Raw genomic sequence first — 19,329 nt, 5'->3', positions numbered from 1 at the left:
TATGAACCTTACACTCGATCACACTACGTTGCACCGCGCTGCCAAATATTTCATGGACAGCGGTAAAGCCGCATCGCATGAAGCCGCCATGAATCTGCTTCAACAGTTTGGCCTGACAATCTATGTCGGCGAGGAAATCCGTAGTTCGGCTGCGCACCAGATTGCTCTCCTTACTATCGTGAACGTCACGCGACGTACGCTTCTCGGCGGCGTGGAAGTTATCGGGCTGCCGGACTGCGACAGCCTGACGGCACTCGCCCCCAACACGGGGTTGAAAGAGGCAGTGATGGCACTTGGCGGCACGCCAGTAGCCGTTGCTCGCCCCGAGTGGCCTACTGCACTGATCGGAAGCGTCGAAGACTACAGCAATAAAGACACTGCTTGGCGCGTTACCTGGGAAGGTTGGCGCGCAGGAGCAGCTCCGCTAATGATCGGTGATCGCCTGTCCGAGGACAATTCTATGGCCCTGGCACCGGCATTGGCGGCGGCAGTCTGCGCCGGCGAGGTTTTCTCTCATTATGCGGGTGATCATCCGATGGCCGGACGGCGGACGGCGGGCCTGTCCCTTTGGCAGCCGGGCGCCGATTGGCTGGACGTCGACGAATCAGAGCCTGAACTCGCTTTTCTTCCTTCGAATCTTTGGATAATTGGTTTGGGCAATCTTGGCCAAGCCTTTGCGTGGTTGTTGGCGCTAATGCCCTACGAAACGCCCCAAGAGTTGCAATTGGTCTTGCAAGACTACGACCGTATTGCCCCTTCAAATGACAGCACGTCGCTGCTTTCTTACAAACACGATACGAACAAAATGAAGGCCCGCGTCGTCGCAGACTGGCTCGATAAACGTGGCTTTACTACCTTCATCGAAGAACGACGTTTTGGCCCGTGGACGAAGCGGCATGCCGACGAGCCTGGCGTGGCCCTATGTGGCGTTGACAACGCTTTGGCACGCTCAGCCCTAGACCAGGCCGGCTTTCCGTTGATCGTCGAGGCTGGCCTTGGCGGTGGTCCGCAGGCTTTTCGCAGCCTTGGTATTCACACGTTTCCATCATCGCGCACAGCTGCGGAAATCTGGGCCAAACAGGTAGCTCTGGCCGATACTTCTACGGAAGACATGCCAGCGTATCAGGCGCTCAAGAAGAGCGGTATAGACGCGTGTGGCCTTACGCAGCTTGCATCCCGGACCGTCGGGGTGCCGTTTGTAGGCCTGATTGCCGCGTGTCTTGCCATGTCGGAGCTTCTTCGACGGTTGCATGGTGGAAAAGCGTTCGAATTTATTGCTGGATCTACTGCTACGCTACAGGACATCGAATTCGGGACACTACATGCCCCTCCCTACGCACATGGCTATACGAGAGCTATGCCGATGGGCTGGCCGACAGCCCCATAAGATCGCCCTAAGCAAATCGCGCAAGCAGTTCCACTTAGAGTTACGACCATTGGATTATGACGGGTCGTGTGATCGCGTCGCTGTCTTCGCAATGCGTTAGAAGGCGGATCAATTAGAGAGGGGTACAAACCTAGAAACGTGTGTGAAACCCCGAAGTTATGCAGCGCCACATCGCCGGCCAGTCGAAGCAAATAAAAACAGCCCCACGAATGGAGCTGCCGATGAATCAAATTATGGGATCAAGCGCCTGCCGCGTAAACCTCGTGCTTTCACCACCTTTAAGCGCCGTGCAGGCAGAATTTTGTGCCACTCAGTTAGCCACAGCGATGTCGTGGCGATCGTCGATATTTTTTGCAATGGCCTGAACGTTCTCGGCAGCTAGATCAGTAAAGTGACATGTCAATTCGATTAATCGGGTAAGCACGTAGATGCCTATGCTTAGCAACATGGATACTACTTTTGCATTGGGCGGCGCACGATAAACCAATTTGTATACACCCTCCACATTATGCATATGCCTGGAGCTCAAGCTTGTTAAATTTGGATGCACAAATGCACACATAACTCCATATGCAGCGTAGAGATATTCGTTCTGCGTAAGCTGAAATTTCTCCTCACGCGTTTGCCTCTTGAATCCCTCCTCCTTTAAGGAGTCACGTGTCGCGCTAGCGTACTTTAATACTGACGCAATTTCAGACGCCATTTCTGCCGGGATATCGGCTGCTATCGAATCTCGATAGTTCGCAATCGTTGAATTATCCGCTTTTGCATTGTCGAAGCGGAGCTGCTCTAGATACCGAGGATCACGAGTCAAAAGAATAATATCGGCCACCCCCTCAAGCATAGAGCGGATTGGTGCCGCAGCATGGGTTTCGCAATTATTGTCGATCAAGCACAGCATCGAATGGAATTGTTCGCCAACAGTTAGCGCAAGCGCTGCCGTAACACGCGCCTCATTGGAATCCGCAACATGCCATGCCGCGACGAGTGTGTCGAATTGCACAATTACATCCTCAGCAACACCACGTAACTGCTCAATTTTTGTCATAACATTCCTTCAAGAGATCATCGCATGAACAAATGCCACTGCGTCGCAAATAGGTGGAATTGCTGCGATGAATGCCGCTGCCGCACTGAATCCAGCGGCAATCGCATTTAGCCGCCCGCTCTTTTGGGCTTGAAGCAGTAACGGATTTGCACTCACTATCGTTATACTTGGACCCGCTGCAACACCAATCAGGTTGTCCGGCACAGATGTCCTGGAGGAGAGAAACCAAAACCACGCTGCAATCAGTGCTGAAAGAGCGGCGAGTAAATTTCCCACCATGGTCATAGACATAAATAAATTTTCCATTAAATACGATGAGTCGCGCATGCAAAAAAAACCGACTCGAAAGCCTTGCGCTTTCAAGACTGAGTAGGCAGCGCTCGTAATTCTATACGGCGTTACCAGTGCTACGCGCCAAGTCTCGAACAACGGCACGAATACCCTCTAAGGCCGCGGAAGCGTTTTCCTCCGCCCCTTCAATCTGGGCCGCGTCGAAGGTTGCGATCTCCAGTTCCCTTAGACGAAAATAGTCGACGTGGAATGTCCCCTTAGCTGAATTGCCTTTGACCACATAGCTGACCAAGCGCTCGCCATCAACCTCTAAGGCAACGCGGGATAAGTGCTGGCGTACCTCATCCAAGTTCGGATGTACGAAATGGTAAGCTGAATTATCTTGTGTGCCTACGCTCGCGAAAGTTGCATCAGCCAGAAAGTCGATACGCTGACCTTTGACCTTCATGTTACAGCGCTTACATGACACGCTGAGATTCCAAATTTCAAACATGTGCGGCCGGTATTTTTCTTTCGGGAGTATGTGCTCTGTATCGATGACCAGTTTGAATTCTCCTATGTGATTGCGTAGGCAATAACAACACATTTCCTTCTGCAAATCCTTATGGTACGCATAGATGCGGGTTTTGAGCGGAGCTGCGCAGGGAGCGTTCCACGGCTTTGCTTCTGCCAAGGCTTGTGCGATCAACGCCTGCTCCTGTTGTGTGTAAGCGAATGCGTTATCCGGATGACGCGCCATCCTAAATCTTCCTCCTTGCCTCTGCCGCCACCTTTTTAGCTAACTGTTCTATGCGCTCCAGAAACCGCCGCTGAGAGGGGTCATAGGAGTGCTTGCTGAACTCACGTAAAGTGTCTTGGACCGCGCCTATTGTTAGTTGCCCTCTTCCTAATTCGTCGAGCATTTCAGACACTCGCTCGCTTAGGTAATGATTTGCTGGTGGTAAGGTCTGGAAGCTTTCGTACAGTGTCTCTTCAATGCTGTGCGCAGATGATCGATGTTCAAGTGTATCTCCGTGCACTTGGAAAATTTCCACCATTAGACGATGCCCTTGCGCACCAGTTACGATTATCGGCGAATGTGTGGCCACTACAATTTGGGGTTGATAGAGGTGGAACATGTCCAGTAAACGGACGCAGTACTCGTGTTGCCAAGAAGGATGTAAACTATTTTCAGGTTCATCAATGAGAATGACAGCCCCTTCAGTGATGTGCGTGGCTAAATAGATGTACATCGACAGCAGCGTCAGCTCGCCCGAACTGGCTGCTGTCACATTAAGCGTCTGGCCTCTCTTGCGCAGATGAACCGAAACCGCTGCATATTGACGGTTGCGTGCGCCACCTTCGTAGCGTAATAAATCAAGAACACCGAAACTATTGCGCTCGTGTCCTAAGCCGTATACGTCCAGCCATAGGATGCCGTCCTCACTATGCTTGCTTCGGCTTTGCATGTAATTTAGGGAGCTCTCAATCCGCTCGTACTGCTCGGATGAAAGATCGGGCCATCGCTCGTACAAATCGGACTTTCGGGCCGAGGTAGACTTGATCGAAAGTCCGATCTGCATCTCAAAACCCAGGTAATCTAAAATTTTCGCGATGCGTTCCGCGTTTCGCTCAGAGCGTTCCTGCTGAATGGAAAGTGCATGCTTAATGACGTGACCAGGTAGGCCCCGGCCAAACCGCGTAGCCAACTCGCTGTATGAGCCTTTACGGCGGGGAAAGCGATCATAAATTGTGTTTGAGATTGCGAGAACATTTTTTCCACAAGCCAGTGCATGCTTAGCAAAGCCCGCCAAACAAGTGCTCTTGCCACTGCCATTCTGGCCGACCAGAAATGTGACGCCCCCAATGGGAGAATGCTCAAGTGGTGCGAACTGAGAAGAAGTCAGCATTCGTGACCTGGAATATAAATAGTAGAAAGATTGTCATTTTGGCGGACAATTACCGCGATCACAAGTAATAAAGCGCGGCAAATTAGGGGCAACTTTTATCTGGCGACGACAACACTGGCTCATTGGACGGCCAGAGAGACTGAATTAAATGAGTATGAAGACGGAATATTTGTTGCGACGTTCAGGTAGGACCCAGTACGGTGACGAAGGCACGCCACGTGGCCTCGTCCCGACCAAGCACGACCAGCAGATGTGGCAGCATCACCGGCAGCTACACGAGGAATTGGTCACACGATTTGGCCTGAATAAGCTCGGCGTGCCAAAACACGAGATCGACACTGAACGGAAGAGCTGCGTTCATGAACAACTCAATATAAACGTCTAACAGCAAGTTGTTGTAAATTTTTCTTTTTAAACAATGGCTTAGAGCCCAATGAACAATTAACTTGGGATACTTGTTCAATGCTATCCGAAGGAAACGCCGTCTATCGACAGTACTTGCATGGCTTGAACGGATGTTTTCGAGCACTGCACTTCTGCCGGCAACAAGCTAACAAATCCAGTATTTCCCTCTTATCCACGCCTGCGATCAGCAGGCGTTTTTTATGCACAGCCACTTTTCGATACTCCCGACGCCGGCGTGCATTGTTCCAACTCACCTTGCGCAAATTCCGTAAATGCCAGTACGCATGGCGGATCTCGCTCATCATGCGCTCCAGCTCGGCCTGGCCGATCTGCTCACGCTCAAACAATTCCAGTTGCATGTCGGTGCAAAATGGAAAGATTGTAAGTTGGAATCTATGTTTAAATGGCAATATATTTAAACAAGGGAAACGACATGGCCAACGACCTGATAATCAAAGCCACTAGTCTGATGCTAGCAGTCGGAATTGTCGGTGGCGCCGTCTGGTTAATGAGCGGACCAACAACAATGGATAGCATCAACCAAGCTGAAACAAAAAACGTCGTTCGTACGTCGCCCCCTGCCATCAAAGACATGAAGAACCGAAGCTATATCGCCAGCATGGAAAGCAAACCAGCGACAGAACAACCAACGGGAATAATCAAATGTCAATCAGGTGGAAAAACCACCTACTCGGATAAGAAATGCGCCGGCGCGGAACAACAGACGGCCATAGTCATCAAGGAAACAAGCGGCGGGTTCGTCAGCCCAGACCAACAAACCATTGCAGACACACGCGCACGGATCAGAGAAGACATACAGCGCCCTGGAATAGTCACAATGGCTAGTGAGTCGAAACCGGCAACGACCAGCAACACGCAAGGCCAGTGCTACTACTTGGCTGAAGAAATCAAATCCATCGACGCAGGATCCAACATCGGACAATCGAGCTGGTCGCAAGAGCAGCTTCGAATTCGTAGGCTAGATGTCAGAAACAGAATGTATCGACTTGGCTGTTAAGTCAAAGACAGCTGCCACTGCCTGTCTTCCGTGTGCTTCGCCACTCCAGCAGAACAACCTATTCAGTTAGTGCTACGCACTAATTTGCCAATTTTGGTTCGCTCTCCGTAGAACCAACCATCGTTTCCCAGAGTTGTTTCCCAGAGTTCCCCGCCTATTCGATGAACGATGCCACGCGCGTGCTTTGCACCGTGAACGGGCTGACCGACCGGACCAAGCAATTGTCGATATTGCACCCGGCATAAATAACAATTTAGGCTATGCTTGGAACACACCAGCTCATGCGGGAGTGATATCAATGACTGTATCGCCTGCCCGCCCTCGCGACGAGGGCGCCGTTGCCGACGCGGCGGCAGATTCATTGTGCAAACTCAGCGCGCGCCCGTGGGTGCTGGCGGCCACGATACTCGCCTCAAGCATGGTGTTTATCGATGGCACCGTGGTCAACGTAGCCCTTCCCGCCTTGCAACGCGCATTCGGCGCCAGCGCATCGGATGTGCAGTGGGTAGTTGAATCCTACGCCCTATTCCTGGCGGCGCTGCTGTTGGTTGGCGGCGCCGCAGGCGACCGCTTCGGGCGGCGGCGCGTGTTTGCCCTTGGCGTCGCGCTATTTGCTGTAGCGTCCATCTGGTGTGGGGTGACTGGCAGCGTCATGCAATTGATTTTCGCCCGAGCGGTGCAGGGAATCGGCGGCGCCTTGCTGGTCCCAGGCAGCCTGGCGCTTATCAGTGCTTCGTTTCCCGAAGACGAGCGTGGCAAGGCGATCGGTACCTGGTCCGGTTACACCGCCATCACCGCCGCGATTGGACCGGTGGTCGGCGGATTTCTGATTGAGCATGTTTCATGGCGCCTGGCATTCCTGATCAACGTTCCGCTCGCCTTGCTGGTCGTGTTCCTCACGTTCAGATATGTACCGGAAAGCCGCGACCAGCGCGCCTCAGGCAGCCTCGACTGGACCGGCGCTGCACTGGCCAGCATCGGACTGGGATGCCTGGTCTATGGCTTGATTGAATCGTCGAACAAAGGATGGGGCGACGTTACGGTGATTGTTACGCTGGTTTTGGCTGCGCTGATGATCGCCATTTTCATCGGCGTCGAGTTACGGCATCCAGCCCCTATGCTGCCGCTCGGCTTATTCCACTCCCGCAATTTTAGCGGAGCCAACTTGCTGACGCTCATGCTATATGCGGCGCTTGGCGGCGGCCTGTATTTTCTTCCGATTAACCTGATCCTGGTGCAAGGATATTCCGCGGTCGCCGCTGGCGCTTCGTTGCTGCCATTCGTGCTACTGATGTTTTCCCTGTCAAGGTGGAGCGGCGGACTGGTTGACCGATACGGCGCCAAGAGACCGCTGGTGATTGGCCCGATGATTGCGGCGATCGGCTTTGCCTGGTTCGCCATTCCCGGCGTCGGCGGCAGTTACTGGGCAAATTATTTCCCAGCGGTGCTGATATTGGGATTCGGCATGTCGATCAGTGTCGCGCCGCTAACCACGACGGTCATGAATGCGGTCGACCAGAGCCTTGCCGGCGCGGCATCAGGCGTCAACAACGCCGTTTCGCGTACGGCCGCCCTCCTCGCCATTGCGATTTTCGGAATTGTGATGAACCTGGCGTTCAATGTTAGCCTGGACCGGCATCTCAAGAACTTGAATATTGCCCCGGAAACCTTACACGCGATACAGATGCAGCGTGCAAAACTTGCTGCAATCGAGTTCCCAGAAGAAGCAAGCAAACGGGAGAAAGCGCTCCTGAAAAGCGCAATCAGCCAATCGTATGTATCCGGCTTCCGATGGGTGATGCTGCTCTCCGCATTGTTAGCGTTGGGGAGTGCTCTAAGCGCTCGGGTCTTAATTAGCGCCCATTCTCAAGAAAACAAAAAATCTTGAATCATAACTAAAGACGCAGAATAACCAGCCAGATTAAGCGTATTGAATTATATGAAAGATATTGTGCGAACAGAGTCAGAAGTTGAAACTCTTTTTCAAATTTAGTCGGTCATTGTTTTTTTTGTTTCGTTGTTTCCGCATCGACTCTCCCTTTAGTTCAACTCGATGCGTCTCACTAGCTAAACGATCCAAAATAGCATCTGCCACGGTAGAGTTTTTTTCACCTAAATTGCTATGTGACCCGCCTGCCGACACTGCCCAATAGCCGCATCGGGGAATTGCTGCCGCATCACTGGATATCGGCCGACTATTCTTTGCCATCATGGGAAGGTCAAGTCCAAACCGAGCATCCTGGCAAGGACGAAGGTGGCGAGCCCCAGGCCCAGGAGCGATAGCACGAAGACTGCGGCCACCTTGCCGCCCGCGCGTAGCACCGCGCGCTTCTCCTTCCCCTTCTTCCCTTGATCGTAATGCCACTTGATGGCGAAGAACATGCCCGTGCCGAGCACGAGAACCTTGAACGTAACTAAGGCTATAGGGATCCAATCCATCATTTTGCGTATTTCCAGGCTATTACTTGACACTATCTATCGTGAGGAGCACTACCTTAAAACGCTGCTTCAGCAGCTTCATTTTTTGTTCAAACCATCCTCCTCAGGCATCCTGCTTGAATCTTTCATTACATCTACCTATGAAATAAGAATGGCATCCAGCGGAGTGATTTACCGAATGCAGATGAGAAAGGAGAAAACGTCAACGACTGCCATGCAAGGATGATGTTGCTGCACGTCCTGAGGCATACTACTTGAAAGCAATTTCCATACATTGAGACAAAATGTCCCAGTTGAAAAACATGCAAGATGAAAATTTGCCAATCTGGTTGCCGCGATTGGCCGTGCACGGCGGGCCACGTTTTTTGCAGATTGCGGATGCGTTGCAGGCGGCGGTGGCAGAAGGATCGCTGAAACCGGGTGACCGTCTACCTCCGCAGCGCCAGTTGGCAGCACAGCTGGACGTCGACCTGACGACGATCACGCGCGCATACGACGAAGCCAGACGCCGCAACTTGTTGGAGGGCCGCGGCGCTCGAGGCACTTATGTCGCGGCGCCGAAAGCCGAATTGACCTCGATCCTCGACCTGAGCATGAATACCCCGCCACCGCCGGATGGCGTGGACTTCGACGACATGTTGAAACAAGGTTTGTCTCAAGTACTGATGAGGGCAGATAATGAATTGCTGATGACTTACCACTTGGCCGGGGGAAGCGACTCCGACCGTAAGGCTGGAGCCAAATGGCTCGAACCGATGTTTGGACATCTGGATTCTCGACAGGTTGTTGTCTGTCCGGGTGCGCAAGCGGCGATCGCCGCATTGATCCTTGCGCTGACGGAGCCTGGCGATGTCATCCTGGCAGAACCAACGAGTTATCCCGGCTTGCGTGCCGCAGCGACCCAATTCGGCCGGCACATCATTGCGGTGGAAGCGGACAAGCACGGGATGGTGCCTGAGATGCTTGAGGAAGCGTGCCGCCGGCATAAGCCTGGACTGGTCTACCTCAATCCGACATTACAGAACCCGACCGCCATCACTATTCCGGAACGCCGGCGCAAGGAGCTCGCCAGCATCGCGAAGCGCTGCAATGTACGCATCGTCGAGGACGATCCCTACTGGCTCCTTGCCGATGCCCCGCCACCACCTATTGCCACGTTTGCCCCGGAACAGGTGTACTACATCTCAACCCTGTCGAAATGCCTGACGCCCGGCTTGCGTGTCGCCTTCGTGCTAATACGCGCCCCGCACGAACGTGAACGTTTCCTGGTCTCGCTAAGATCATTTGCGCTGATGGTCGCTCCTCTGACGGCCGCACTGGCCACTCAGTGGATCCTCGACGGTTCGGCTGACGGACTGATGGAAGGCGTACGCAACGAGGCGCGCCTGCGCCACCGGATGGCTCGGGATATTCTGGCGGGGCGGTACAGCGGCGCCGGAGACGGCCTGCATGTATGGCTCGAGTTGCCGGCGTATTGGAACTCTTCACAGCTTGCGCGTGCAGCCGGCAGCGAGGGCATCGCAGTCACGCCGGCGGAGGCATTCGCAACTGGCAGCGGATCAGTGAATGCAATTCGGATCTCTTTGGGTAGCATCAAGGACCGTGGACGCTTACAGGCGGGTCTTCAACGACTGTCTCATCTGCTTGCGCGGCGGCCCGAGTCGTTCAGCGCCGCTGTGGTTTAACTGTCCAGGAAACACTGTGCTTCATCCGGGAGTTCTCTCAATGCGGTCGCACTTTGGTTTGCCGCCTCAGTGTTTATTTATCGTGAGATCACGCGCGAAAGTAAACAGACTGGAAGAAAGCTACGTTAAGTTCACATCCGATCAATGTGATTGGAATTGTTTGTTTTGTGATGAGCTTGCAAATCAAGCATAATTGCGCACCTGTTCCTCGATTGAATGAGGTTTTTTCGGTATCCGGCACCGTTTTTGATTGAGGGTGCCTATCGCTTTCAATATTACTTACGACGAAAAATTTCCATGAGTCAAACAAATAACAAGAATACGGTAGTAAACGCCAAAGGCAAGCGCTTCTCCCGACGTAAATTTATTGGCGCTGCCGTTGGCGCCGCAGCCGTATGGGGCGGCTACTCGGTCCTGTTCGGTGGCCAATTCCGTGCCGCCAAGGCGGATCGCACGGTGGACGTGCTGCTGATCGGCGGCGGCATCATGAGTGCGACGCTCGGTGTCTATCTGTCCGAGCTGGAGCCTGGCTGGACCTATGAAGTGTTCGAGCGCCTGGACAAAGTGGCGGAAGAAAGTTCGAATGGCTGGAACAACGCGGGCACCGGCCACTCGGCGCTCTGCGAACTGAACTACACCCCGATGGACGACAAGGGTGAAGTGCATATTACCCAGGCGATCGGCATCAACGAGAACTTCCAGATCTCGCGCCAATTCTGGTCGCATCAGGTGCGCAAGGGCGTTCTGGGCAATCCGCGCGAATTCATCAATTCGACACCGCACATGAATTTGGTCTTTGGTCCGGAGAACCGTGAATTCATTCGCAAACGCGTCGCGGCCTTGAAGGCATCGCCGCTGTTCGCTGGCATGGAAATGACGACGGATCCGACCAAGATTGCTGAATGGATTCCGATCATGGTGGAAGGCCGCAAGCCGGACGAGATGGTCACCGCCACCCGTTCGCCGCTCGGCACCGATGTCAACCTAGGCTCGATTACCCGCCAGTTCTACAAGCATCTCAGCAGCAATGCGGGCAGCAAGATCACCACCGGATATGAGGTACGCTCGATCACCCGCAATGAGGATGGCTCCTGGCGTGTATCGGCTTTCGACATCAAGAATAGTTCCAAGATTCAGACCGTTGATGCACGCCACATCTTCATCGGCGCCGGTGGCGCCGCATTGCCGCTGCTGCAGTTGTCGGGCATTCCTGAAGCGAAGCAGTATGGCGGTTTCCCGGTAGGCGGCGAATTCCTGGTCACGGATAATCCCGCCATTACCTCGCGCCATCTGGCCAAGGTCTACGGCCTGGCGGATACGGGTTCGCCACCGATGTCGGTGCCGCATCTGGATACCCGAGTGCTGGATGGTAAAACCGTGCTGCTGTTCGGGCCGTTCGCCACCTGGTCCACCAAATTCCTCAAGAACGGATCGTATTTCGATATCGCGAAGGCAACCACGCCCTCCAATATCATTCCGCAACTTCAAGTCGGCGCCCATGAGTTTGCACTCGTCAAATATCTCGCGCAGCAATTGGAGCTGTCCAGGGAAGACAAGATGGCGGCGCTGCGCCGCTACATGCCTGAGGCAAAGGACGAAGACTGGCGTTTGTGGCAAGCCGGTCAGCGTGTGCAGATCATCAAGAACATCCCCGACAAGGGCGGCGTATTGAAGCTGGGTACCGAAGTCGTGGTTTCCGAAGATCGCTCCGTGTCTGCATTGCTGGGCGCGTCACCTGGTGGCTCTACCTCGCCAGCGATCATGCTGTCACTGCTGGAGAAAGTTTTCCCCGATCGGATGAAGACACCTGCCTGGCAGAAAAAAATTCGCGAGATCGTTCCCACTTATGGACAAAAGCTCAATGAGAACCCGCAGTTGCTTGCGACGACATGGGCAAGCACCGCTGAAACTTTGCAATTGACTATCGCATCGCCAAGTTTGGAGGGCTTCGTTCAAGGGGCCGCTCCCATCGAGCACCCTGGACAAGTGAAAAAAGTGCCAGATATCGCGCTATAGTGCTGCGAAGCTCAGTGTAAGCGACATCCACTTACTCCCTATCCAACCTGCAGCAAGCAAGCAAATCCAGCACCTCGCGCTTCTCGACTCCTGCCATGAGCAGGAGTTTTTTTTAGCCTGGCCACTTCCCGATAATGCCATATGTTGAAACGCTGTACCTCCGGCCATCCGCAAACATGTTCCCGAGTTCAACCGCAAGATATCTGAAGGTCGGCAGGAACATGCCGCGTGGGTCACTGGGTTCCATTCCGCCCGAGGTCAAGACGCCCGGTTCAAGCTCCTAAGGGTTCAGTATTTCAACGCTGAACCGCTCCATCGCCCCTCGCCCCGTGCAGTGACTGATCCTGCGGGCATCGCCTGGTAGCCCCACCCCGGACGAACCAAGGATCACAGAAGACACCACCAATAAGAAAATTGATATCAATCCGATGCAACATGTGATTGGCTTCCTGAAATGATGATTGCTAATATTGGCCAGGAGCAATCAATTTGAGCGACGGCGATAGTCGGGCTTGTGTGGAAGTTGAACCTGGCGCCCGAACTGAATGCCCTCTCCAGCGCTAATTGTTCGGCGTAGGTGGTCACTGGAAGCTCAGCAAAGAAGGAAAAGAAGAAATGTCTGTTGCTCAAAAAGTATTCCCGGGATGCTGCATGATTGCCGCGGCGTGCCTGTGCTGTTACCTGCTGATAGGCGCTGATCAACCACACAGCGCCGTGCTCACGCTGATAAGCGCCCGGCAGTCGGGCGGCACCATGCCATTGCCGCCGCCCGATGCCAAGTTCCAGGCATTGGCGGATTCGTCAGATGCTGCGGCACAAGGCAACCTGCGTTGCGCCGACATGGTGCTGAGCAACCCATACGGGCGAGGCGCTTCGAACTGTTTGAATGATCCGGAACCGTTGGTCGCTACCGCGGATGGAGACGCGAAGATCTTGCGCGCCAAGCTAGATCTGGTATGGCCATGCCAGGGAACCCAGCAACCGAATGCGGCATCGTCTGAATGCACCAAGATCAACGCCGACGCGGCAAATCTGGTCAGGCAGCTCGAAACGCTAGCAGAGCATGGCGACAGCCAGGCAAGCACCGATTTGTCGAATCTGGTGCAGAGCCGGAAAAAAACCGCTACCGGTGAATATTTAGATGCGCTTGACCACGCAGAAGCCCGGATCTCGCGCAGGTCGATCAGTGGCGGAATAGAAGCGGGGAAACAGATTTCTCGGCCCTCCCCGGCTTCCGCCGATGGTGTATGACCCAAGGGGATTTCGCTCACCGGAGACCAAGCTGACGCGGTCCGCTCAAGCCGGGGTGTGGCGGATTTGCCGGCATCGGCTCACTTCATTGAGGTTCACATTATCAGGCACTTAACACAATACGTTTTTGCCGCAATGGATTTTACGGGTTGAGAAGTAATGGCAGGTGGAATGGAGTGTCGAGAGACATGGTATCAAAATAAATAACTATGGAGACTAAATGAAAAATCATTGCGTGCAGTTGGGGTTGAATGGGCACCGCCCGTTGAGTTGGCATGCCGTAAGTACAATAAATCGCTTTTTAGTGCTTTTGGCGCTTATCGTATTTTTCAGCGTGGGTTTGTTGCCAAAGGCTTCGGCCGCCACAAGTACTTGTGATATTTACGCTGCGGGAGGTACGCCGTGCTCTGCAGCCCACAGCACAGTGCGAGCCTTGTTTGGGGCGTATAACGGAAAGCTGTATCAGGTCAAGCGCGCATCTAATGGCGCCACCATGGATATTGGCACTTTAACAGCCGGTGGTATTGCCAATGCTGCTGCACAAGATACTTTCTGTGCAGGCTCTGTATGTACCATTGAAACGATCTATGACCAGACCGCAAATGGAAATCACTTGACTGTTGCGCCGGCCGGGGGGAACGGTAGCGCAGACATCACAGGCAGTGCCACCGCATTGAAGGTGACGATTGGCGGAAAGTCCGCGTATGCGGTCTATATCTCCGCGGGCGTCGGGTATCGGCGTAACAACACCACAGGCATTGCAACCGGCAGCGCATCAGAAGGCGTATACATGGTTACCAGCGCTACCCATGTGAATAATGGTTGCTGCTTTGATTATGGCAATGCCGAGACAAATAACCTTGATACTGGCAATGGACACATGAATGCGGTCTACTTTGGCACTCTGTGCTGGTTCGCATGTACCGGATCTGGCCCCTGGGTCATGGCAGACCTTGAGAATGGTCTATTCCTGGGCGGCAACGGAAGCAATACGAATAATACTGGCCGCAATACCACTTTTGTCACGGCCATGATTAAACAAGACGCCACGACATATTCCATCAGGGATGGCGATGCCCAAACTGGCGCGTTAAAAACCGATTATGCGGGGCCGCTGCCTACTACGTCAGGATATGTGCCTTTCCACAAAGAAGGTGCCATTATTTTGGGTATTGGCGGCGACAACAGCAAGGTGGCAATCGGTAATTTCTATGAAGGCGCAATGACAACAGGCAAGCCTTCTGATGCAACCGAAAACGCCGTGCAGGTCAATATCGTTGCAGCGGGTTACAGCGGAAATGCCCTGAGTTCTTATAAAAAACTCGTCAACCAAAACAGCAGCAAGTGCGTGGACGTTCAGCAACCCAATACCAGTGCGGGTAGCAATGTCGACCTCTACACGTGCAATGGGTTTGCTTGGCAGAATTGGCAAATGGTGGACTTGGGCAACGGATACTCCAGTATTTATAGCGAGCACAGCGGCATGTGCCTGGATGTCAGCGGATCTTCCACAGCCAATGGCGGCAACGTGATCCAAAATACCTGCAGCAGTAGCGCCAGTCAGCAATGGCAGGTAACAACGACCACCGCTCCCTGGTTCCGCTTGACCTCGCGCAATAGCGGAAAGGTGTTGGATGTTTCCAACTGTGGCACGGCCGACACGACCAATATCCAGCAATGGGATTGGCTCAATAATGCTTGCCAACAATGGCGGCTGCAATAACCAATGAGTTAGATGGATTTTTGCGCCAACATTATTACATCAGAGCGCTTGCACAAATAACGGGCCTCACCCCGGCTGGCCCGCAACGGCCAGCCGGGCGCCAAAGCCGATCAGCAGTACAGCGAATGTCCAGCGCTGTACGGTTTGGACTACAGGACGCCTTTCTATCCAATAGCCGAGGGCCGCACCTGCCATCGCGTACAGAACGTCGAACAGCAAGCCGATTGCCACGAGTAACACGCCCAACAGCAAGAACTGGCCAGCGACGTTGCCGGCGTCTGCATGCACGAACTGCGGCAACAGCACCGAACAGAACAGTAACGCCTTGGGATTGGTAATGTTGGTCAACAGGCCGCGCCAGGCAGCAGTACGGTAGGCCTGCGCTGAGACAGCGGACGTCGCCGCGGAGGTTTCGGGTACAAGGGACGAGGCTCGCACCAGTTTGATCCCGAGCCAGACCAGATACGCCACGCCGACCATTCTCACCACCTCGAAGGCCCAAGGCACGGTTCGCAAGAGCGTCGCCAGGCCGACGGCCGCCAAAGTGACGTGAGCGGCCCGCGCCAAGCCCAGGCCTGCCGCAGTCGCCAACGCATGCCAGCGTCCCTGCGCACTGGAGGTCTGCAGGACCAGCACCATGTCAGGCCCGGGAACCAGATAAACCGCAACCAGTGCGCCAATAAACATCCCAAGATTCGCCATGCCTGAAGCCTTCTGAATAGATAGTTACGAGCCTGATAGCATAACTGCATACCGTAGGGTTCACGTTGCGAATCGGATCGCCAAATGTTCTATAATTGGCACAGAATGCCATTCATATCATATAAAAATTCATTTCATGCCAAATATGAAGTTGGACAATCTTGACCGGCGCATCCTGGCCGCGCTACAGCGCGATGCCCGCCTGACCAATGTGCAACTCGCGGAAGAAGTGGGCTTGTCGCCGTCCCCGTGTCTGCGCCGGGTGCGCCTGCTTGAAGAGGCCGGCGTCATCCGTGGTTACCACGCGGATCTGGATCGGACCGGCATTGGCTTGGGGCTGACGGTGTTTGTCGGGGTGAAGGTCGAGCGCCACCATGAGGAGACATCGACCTCCTTTCGCAACGCGGTGGCTCTGTTGACGGAGGTCGTGTCCTGCCACCTGGTTTCCGGCGAATCCGACTTCCTGTTGCAGGTCGTGGTTCCGGACTTGCGGGCCTACGAGAATTTCTTGTTAGGCACGTTGCTCAAGCTGCCGGGTGTCAGCGACATTCGCAGCAATTTCGCCATTGCCACGGTCAAGGCGCAGATGACCATGCCCCTCGGGCATCTGCCTCAGGCGGTACAGTAAATTTTCAAGGACCGATTGGCAAGCATCAATAAGTCTTCACCGGCACAGGCACGCTTTTGGTGAAACGATAGACAGTCACCGGGGAATTCTTCAGATCCCTGTTTTGGTCGAATTCGTAAGAACCCGCAATGCCTTTATAACTGACGGTCGCCATCGCCGGAGCAAATTTTTTCGGATCCACCGAATCGGCTTTCTTCATTGCCTCGGCAACCACCATTACCCCGTCATAGAAGGATATTGAATACATCAACGGCTTCAGCTGGAAGCGTTTCTCATAGCGTGCAGAAAAGTCTTTGCCGAGCGGATTCTGGTCAAGGATGATGCCGCCGACCGTACACAAGACTTTTTCATCAACCGCGTCGCCGCCGAGTTTCCCCATCTCGGCGTTGCAGATGCCGTCGCCGCCCATCAGGTAAACATTCATCCCCAGCTGCTTCATCTGGCGCTTCATCCCGGAACCTTGGCTGTACATGCCGCCATAGAAAATGCCGTCGGGTTTCTTGCTCTTGATGGAAGTAATGATGGCGTTGAAATCGGTGGCCTTGTCGTTGGTGTAGTCGCGTCCGATAATTTCAATGCCGTTGGCCTTGGCTTTTTTGATGAATTCATCCGCGACGCCGACGCCGTAGGCGCTGCGGTCATCGATCACCGCGACTCTTTTCAGGGCTATTTCCTTTGCTGCGTAGATGCCCATCGTGCCGCCCAGCGCATTGTCGCTGGGCGTAACCCTGAACACGTAGGGATAGCCTTGCGTGGTTATTTTCGGATTGGAAGCGATCACCGCGAGCACGATCTGCGCATCGTTGTATACCTTGGAGGCAGGCATCGCGACCCCTGAGTTGTACGGCCCTATCACTGCCTTGACGCCTTCATCAACCAGTTTCTGCGCCACCTGCACGCCGATTTTCGGATCGGCCTGGTCGTCTTCGTTGAGCAGCTGGAACTTGATTTTCGAACCGCCAATCACCAGTCCCTGCTGGTTGAGCTGATCAATCGCCATTTGTGCGCCGTTCTGGTTGTCCTTTCCGATCGCCGCTTGCGCTCCCGATAAGGGACTGGTCAGGCCGATTTTGACGATTTGCTCCCCGGCGCCAAAACACCATGCCGGCATGAGCGCCGCTGTCACGCCAAAGCCTGCCAGGGCCAGTTGAAAAGATATTTTGTTCATGACCATCTCCAAGTTGATGTTTGAGAGAACACAAATCCCATTCCTGCCGCGCGACTTCCCGAATCCGGATCTGTATTTTTTTGCGCCCCTACTGCCCTGCCGCCCTGCCGCCCTGCCGACCTGCCGCCCTGCCGACCTGCATTTCCTGCTTTCAGTAAAAACGATCCCCTGCATACGGCGCCAGGCTGAACGGCGAAGTCCGGCCGGCGACCAGGTCTGCAACCACGGCGCCGCTCAGGCCGCCCAAGGTCAGGCCGATATGCTGGTGGCCGAACGCATAAATCACGCGTGCCGATGCGCGCGATCGGCCCATCACTGGAAGGCCGTCCGGCAATGTCGGCCGGAAGCCCAGCCAGGATTCGCTGGGTGCGGTCAACGCCGGCAAGGCGCGCTGCGATGAAAATCGCAGCAATTCCAGCAGCCCTTGGTGTTTGCGCGGGTTCAGGCCGGCCAGTTCGACCGTGCCGGCCACGCGGATGCCTTTTTCCATCGGTGTCATGTAGAACCCCCGCTCCGCCCAGCCGACCGGGCGCGAGATGAGATTGGCGGTGCCGGGATACGTGATGTGGTAGCCGCGTTCAGTGTCTAGAGGAATGCGGTCGCCGCACTGCATGGCGAAGGGGCGCGAGTGCGCGCCGGCGCAGACCGCGACGTAGTCATAGGCCGCGCTGCCTGCGTCGGTTTCCAGCAGCACGCCATTCGGTTGCGGCTTGATGGTATTTACGGCATGGGTCTCCATGCGCAAACCTGATTGGCTTAACCAGGTTTCCAGTTTTTTCAGAAAGGCCTCCGGGTCAGACAAAAACCAGGAACCGGAAAACAGGACGCCGCGGTCGAAAAGAGGACTCAATTGCGGTTCCATTCGCTGGACCTGCTCGCGGCTGACAATGCTGAAATCGACGCCAAGCGAGCGCCGCAAGGTTAACGCCGGCTCGGATGCACGGAAGGCCGCCGCCCCCGAATACAGATACAGGCACTCGCTGGGACGGATGAACTGCGCCAGGTTTGCCTGTTCGATCATTTCACGATAGCCGTCATGCGCACGGCTCAGCAGCACCGACAGCGCGCCGGCGGAAGCAGCATAGCGCCGTTCCGTCGAGTTCCACAGGAACCGCGCCAGCCACGGCGCCAATTGCGGCAGGTAACCCCAGCGCAGGCGAAACGGGCTGTCCGAAGATAGCAAGAAACGGGGAAGATCCCGGAACACCGACGGATTATTTACCGGGATGCACGCATAGTTGGCAAAGGTGCCCGCGTTCCCATACGAAGCGCCGCCGGCGACGCCGGCCGGATCGTACACGGTGACCTGATGACCGTCCCGCATCAGCCAATACGCTGCCGACAGGCCAACAAAACCAGCGCCGAGAACTGCCACATTTGCCATGACCGGTCCGCCCGTAGATAAAGGAATGTCCAAGTACGCCGAGCTTTCCGCTGCAGACCGTCCGCACCGGGTGTGCTCTTTTACTTTAGATGGCAATACAAATAATTTTAGTGTCCACACAAAATTTACAATTCATATATTTACATAAGTTTTGTATGGGTACAAGATATTTTTATCCTTCCCTTCTAGCGGCCACAAACTCTTATCTTCTAGCAATGTTGTCGATAATCAGAAACACAAGACTGGGTTACAATGCCCGTGTTTGCACGATTCAAATTATTTTTGTATGGAGCCA

General features: G+C 54.4%; 18 protein-coding genes. 8 read left to right on the top strand and 10 right to left on the bottom strand.

What is annotated here, in order from left to right:
* Position 1 precedes the first annotated feature (1 nt).
* Positions 2-1,387 (top strand): ubiquitin-activating E1 family protein, encoded by a 1,386-nt coding sequence (locus BM062_RS18270; RefSeq protein ID WP_092399443.1) that lies wholly within the window; start codon positions 2-4, stop codon positions 1,385-1,387.
* Between the two features lie 310 nt (positions 1,388-1,697).
* Here the strand turns inward: BM062_RS18270 and BM062_RS18265 are convergent, their stop codons facing one another.
* From BM062_RS18265 to BM062_RS18245, 5 genes are all read right to left on the bottom strand, one after another.
* The gene (locus BM062_RS18265) at positions 1,698-2,435 is read right to left on the bottom strand and encodes a DUF5677 domain-containing protein (RefSeq protein WP_092399441.1); all 738 of its coding nucleotides are present in this window, start codon (positions 2,433-2,435) and stop codon (positions 1,698-1,700) included.
* A 9-nt stretch (positions 2,436-2,444) separates the two neighbouring features.
* Complete coding sequence (locus tag BM062_RS25225; RefSeq protein ID WP_139220104.1) at positions 2,445-2,726, bottom strand: hypothetical protein; 282 nt, start codon at positions 2,724-2,726, stop codon at positions 2,445-2,447.
* A 97-nt stretch (positions 2,727-2,823) separates the two neighbouring features.
* A complete protein-coding gene (locus tag BM062_RS18260; RefSeq protein WP_092399439.1) occupies positions 2,824-3,465 on the bottom strand; it encodes an HNH endonuclease in 642 nt (213 codons plus the stop codon).
* A gap of 1 nt (position 3,466) precedes the next feature.
* Positions 3,467-4,615: an AAA family ATPase gene (locus tag BM062_RS18255; RefSeq protein ID WP_092399437.1), complete on the bottom strand. Its 1,149-nt coding sequence runs from the start codon at positions 4,613-4,615 to the stop codon at positions 3,467-3,469.
* A 485-nt stretch (positions 4,616-5,100) separates the two neighbouring features.
* Positions 5,101-5,379, bottom strand: a complete 279-nt coding sequence (locus BM062_RS18245; RefSeq protein ID WP_254785145.1) for a hypothetical protein — start codon at positions 5,377-5,379, stop codon at positions 5,101-5,103.
* A gap of 74 nt (positions 5,380-5,453) precedes the next feature.
* Between BM062_RS18245 and BM062_RS18240 the strand changes: the two genes are divergently transcribed.
* Positions 5,454-6,038, top strand: coding sequence for a hypothetical protein (locus tag BM062_RS18240; protein ID WP_139220103.1), 585 nt, complete (start codon positions 5,454-5,456; stop codon positions 6,036-6,038).
* A gap of 298 nt (positions 6,039-6,336) precedes the next feature.
* Positions 6,337-7,926 carry an MFS transporter gene (locus tag BM062_RS18235; protein ID WP_092399431.1) on the top strand — a complete coding sequence of 530 codons (1,590 nt, stop codon included), beginning with the start codon at positions 6,337-6,339 and terminating at the stop codon, positions 7,924-7,926.
* A 75-nt stretch (positions 7,927-8,001) separates the two neighbouring features.
* Here the strand turns inward: BM062_RS18235 and BM062_RS26260 are convergent, their stop codons facing one another.
* Both BM062_RS26260 and BM062_RS18225 read right to left on the bottom strand, forming a co-directional pair.
* Positions 8,002-8,247, bottom strand: coding sequence for an ATP-binding protein (locus tag BM062_RS26260; RefSeq protein ID WP_371326609.1), 246 nt, complete (start codon positions 8,245-8,247; stop codon positions 8,002-8,004).
* On the bottom strand, positions 8,247-8,480 hold the full coding sequence (locus tag BM062_RS18225; RefSeq protein WP_092399427.1) for a hypothetical protein: 234 nt from the start codon (positions 8,478-8,480) through the stop codon (positions 8,247-8,249). Before BM062_RS18225 ends, BM062_RS26260 begins: the two co-directional genes overlap by 1 nt.
* Positions 8,481-8,779: 299 nt before the next feature.
* On the opposite strand from BM062_RS18225, the gene BM062_RS18215 reads away from it, so the two are divergent.
* The 4 genes from BM062_RS18215 to BM062_RS18200 all read left to right on the top strand — a co-directional run bounded on the left by BM062_RS18215 (position 8,780) and on the right by BM062_RS18200 (position 15,152).
* On the top strand, positions 8,780-10,162 hold the full coding sequence (locus BM062_RS18215) for an aminotransferase-like domain-containing protein (RefSeq protein WP_092399522.1): 1,383 nt from the start codon (positions 8,780-8,782) through the stop codon (positions 10,160-10,162).
* Between the two features lie 297 nt (positions 10,163-10,459).
* Positions 10,460-12,178 (top strand): malate dehydrogenase (quinone), encoded by a 1,719-nt coding sequence (gene mqo / locus BM062_RS18210; RefSeq protein WP_092399423.1) that lies wholly within the window; start codon positions 10,460-10,462, stop codon positions 12,176-12,178.
* Positions 12,179-12,793: 615 nt separating this feature from the next.
* Entirely contained in the window at positions 12,794-13,429 is a 636-nt protein-coding gene (locus BM062_RS18205) for a hypothetical protein (RefSeq protein WP_139220102.1), read from the top strand.
* A 220-nt stretch (positions 13,430-13,649) separates the two neighbouring features.
* Entirely contained in the window at positions 13,650-15,152 is a 1,503-nt protein-coding gene (locus BM062_RS18200; RefSeq protein WP_092399419.1) for an arabinofuranosidase catalytic domain-containing protein, read from the top strand.
* Between the two features lie 66 nt (positions 15,153-15,218).
* Here the strand turns inward: BM062_RS18200 and BM062_RS18195 are convergent, their stop codons facing one another.
* On the bottom strand, positions 15,219-15,854 hold the full coding sequence (locus BM062_RS18195) for a LysE family translocator (RefSeq protein ID WP_092399417.1): 636 nt from the start codon (positions 15,852-15,854) through the stop codon (positions 15,219-15,221).
* 136 nt (positions 15,855-15,990) lie between these two features.
* Between BM062_RS18195 and BM062_RS18190 the strand changes: the two genes are divergently transcribed.
* Complete coding sequence (locus tag BM062_RS18190) at positions 15,991-16,482, top strand: Lrp/AsnC family transcriptional regulator (protein WP_092399415.1); 492 nt, start codon at positions 15,991-15,993, stop codon at positions 16,480-16,482.
* A gap of 25 nt (positions 16,483-16,507) precedes the next feature.
* Here the strand turns inward: BM062_RS18190 and BM062_RS18185 are convergent, their stop codons facing one another.
* Positions 16,508-17,650, bottom strand: a complete 1,143-nt coding sequence (locus BM062_RS18185; protein ID WP_092399520.1) for a branched-chain amino acid ABC transporter substrate-binding protein — start codon at positions 17,648-17,650, stop codon at positions 16,508-16,510.
* 151 nt (positions 17,651-17,801) lie between these two features.
* Positions 17,802-19,034, bottom strand: coding sequence for an NAD(P)/FAD-dependent oxidoreductase (locus tag BM062_RS18180; RefSeq protein ID WP_092399413.1), 1,233 nt, complete (start codon positions 19,032-19,034; stop codon positions 17,802-17,804).
* Positions 19,035-19,329 lie beyond the last annotated feature (295 nt).

The organism is Collimonas sp. OK412 (assembly GCF_900112135.1).
Lineage (GTDB): Bacteria > Pseudomonadota > Gammaproteobacteria > Burkholderiales > Burkholderiaceae_D > Collimonas > Collimonas rhizosphaerae.
Note: the sequence above shows the minus strand (reverse complement) of the source record. Positions and strands in the feature narration are given on the sequence as shown.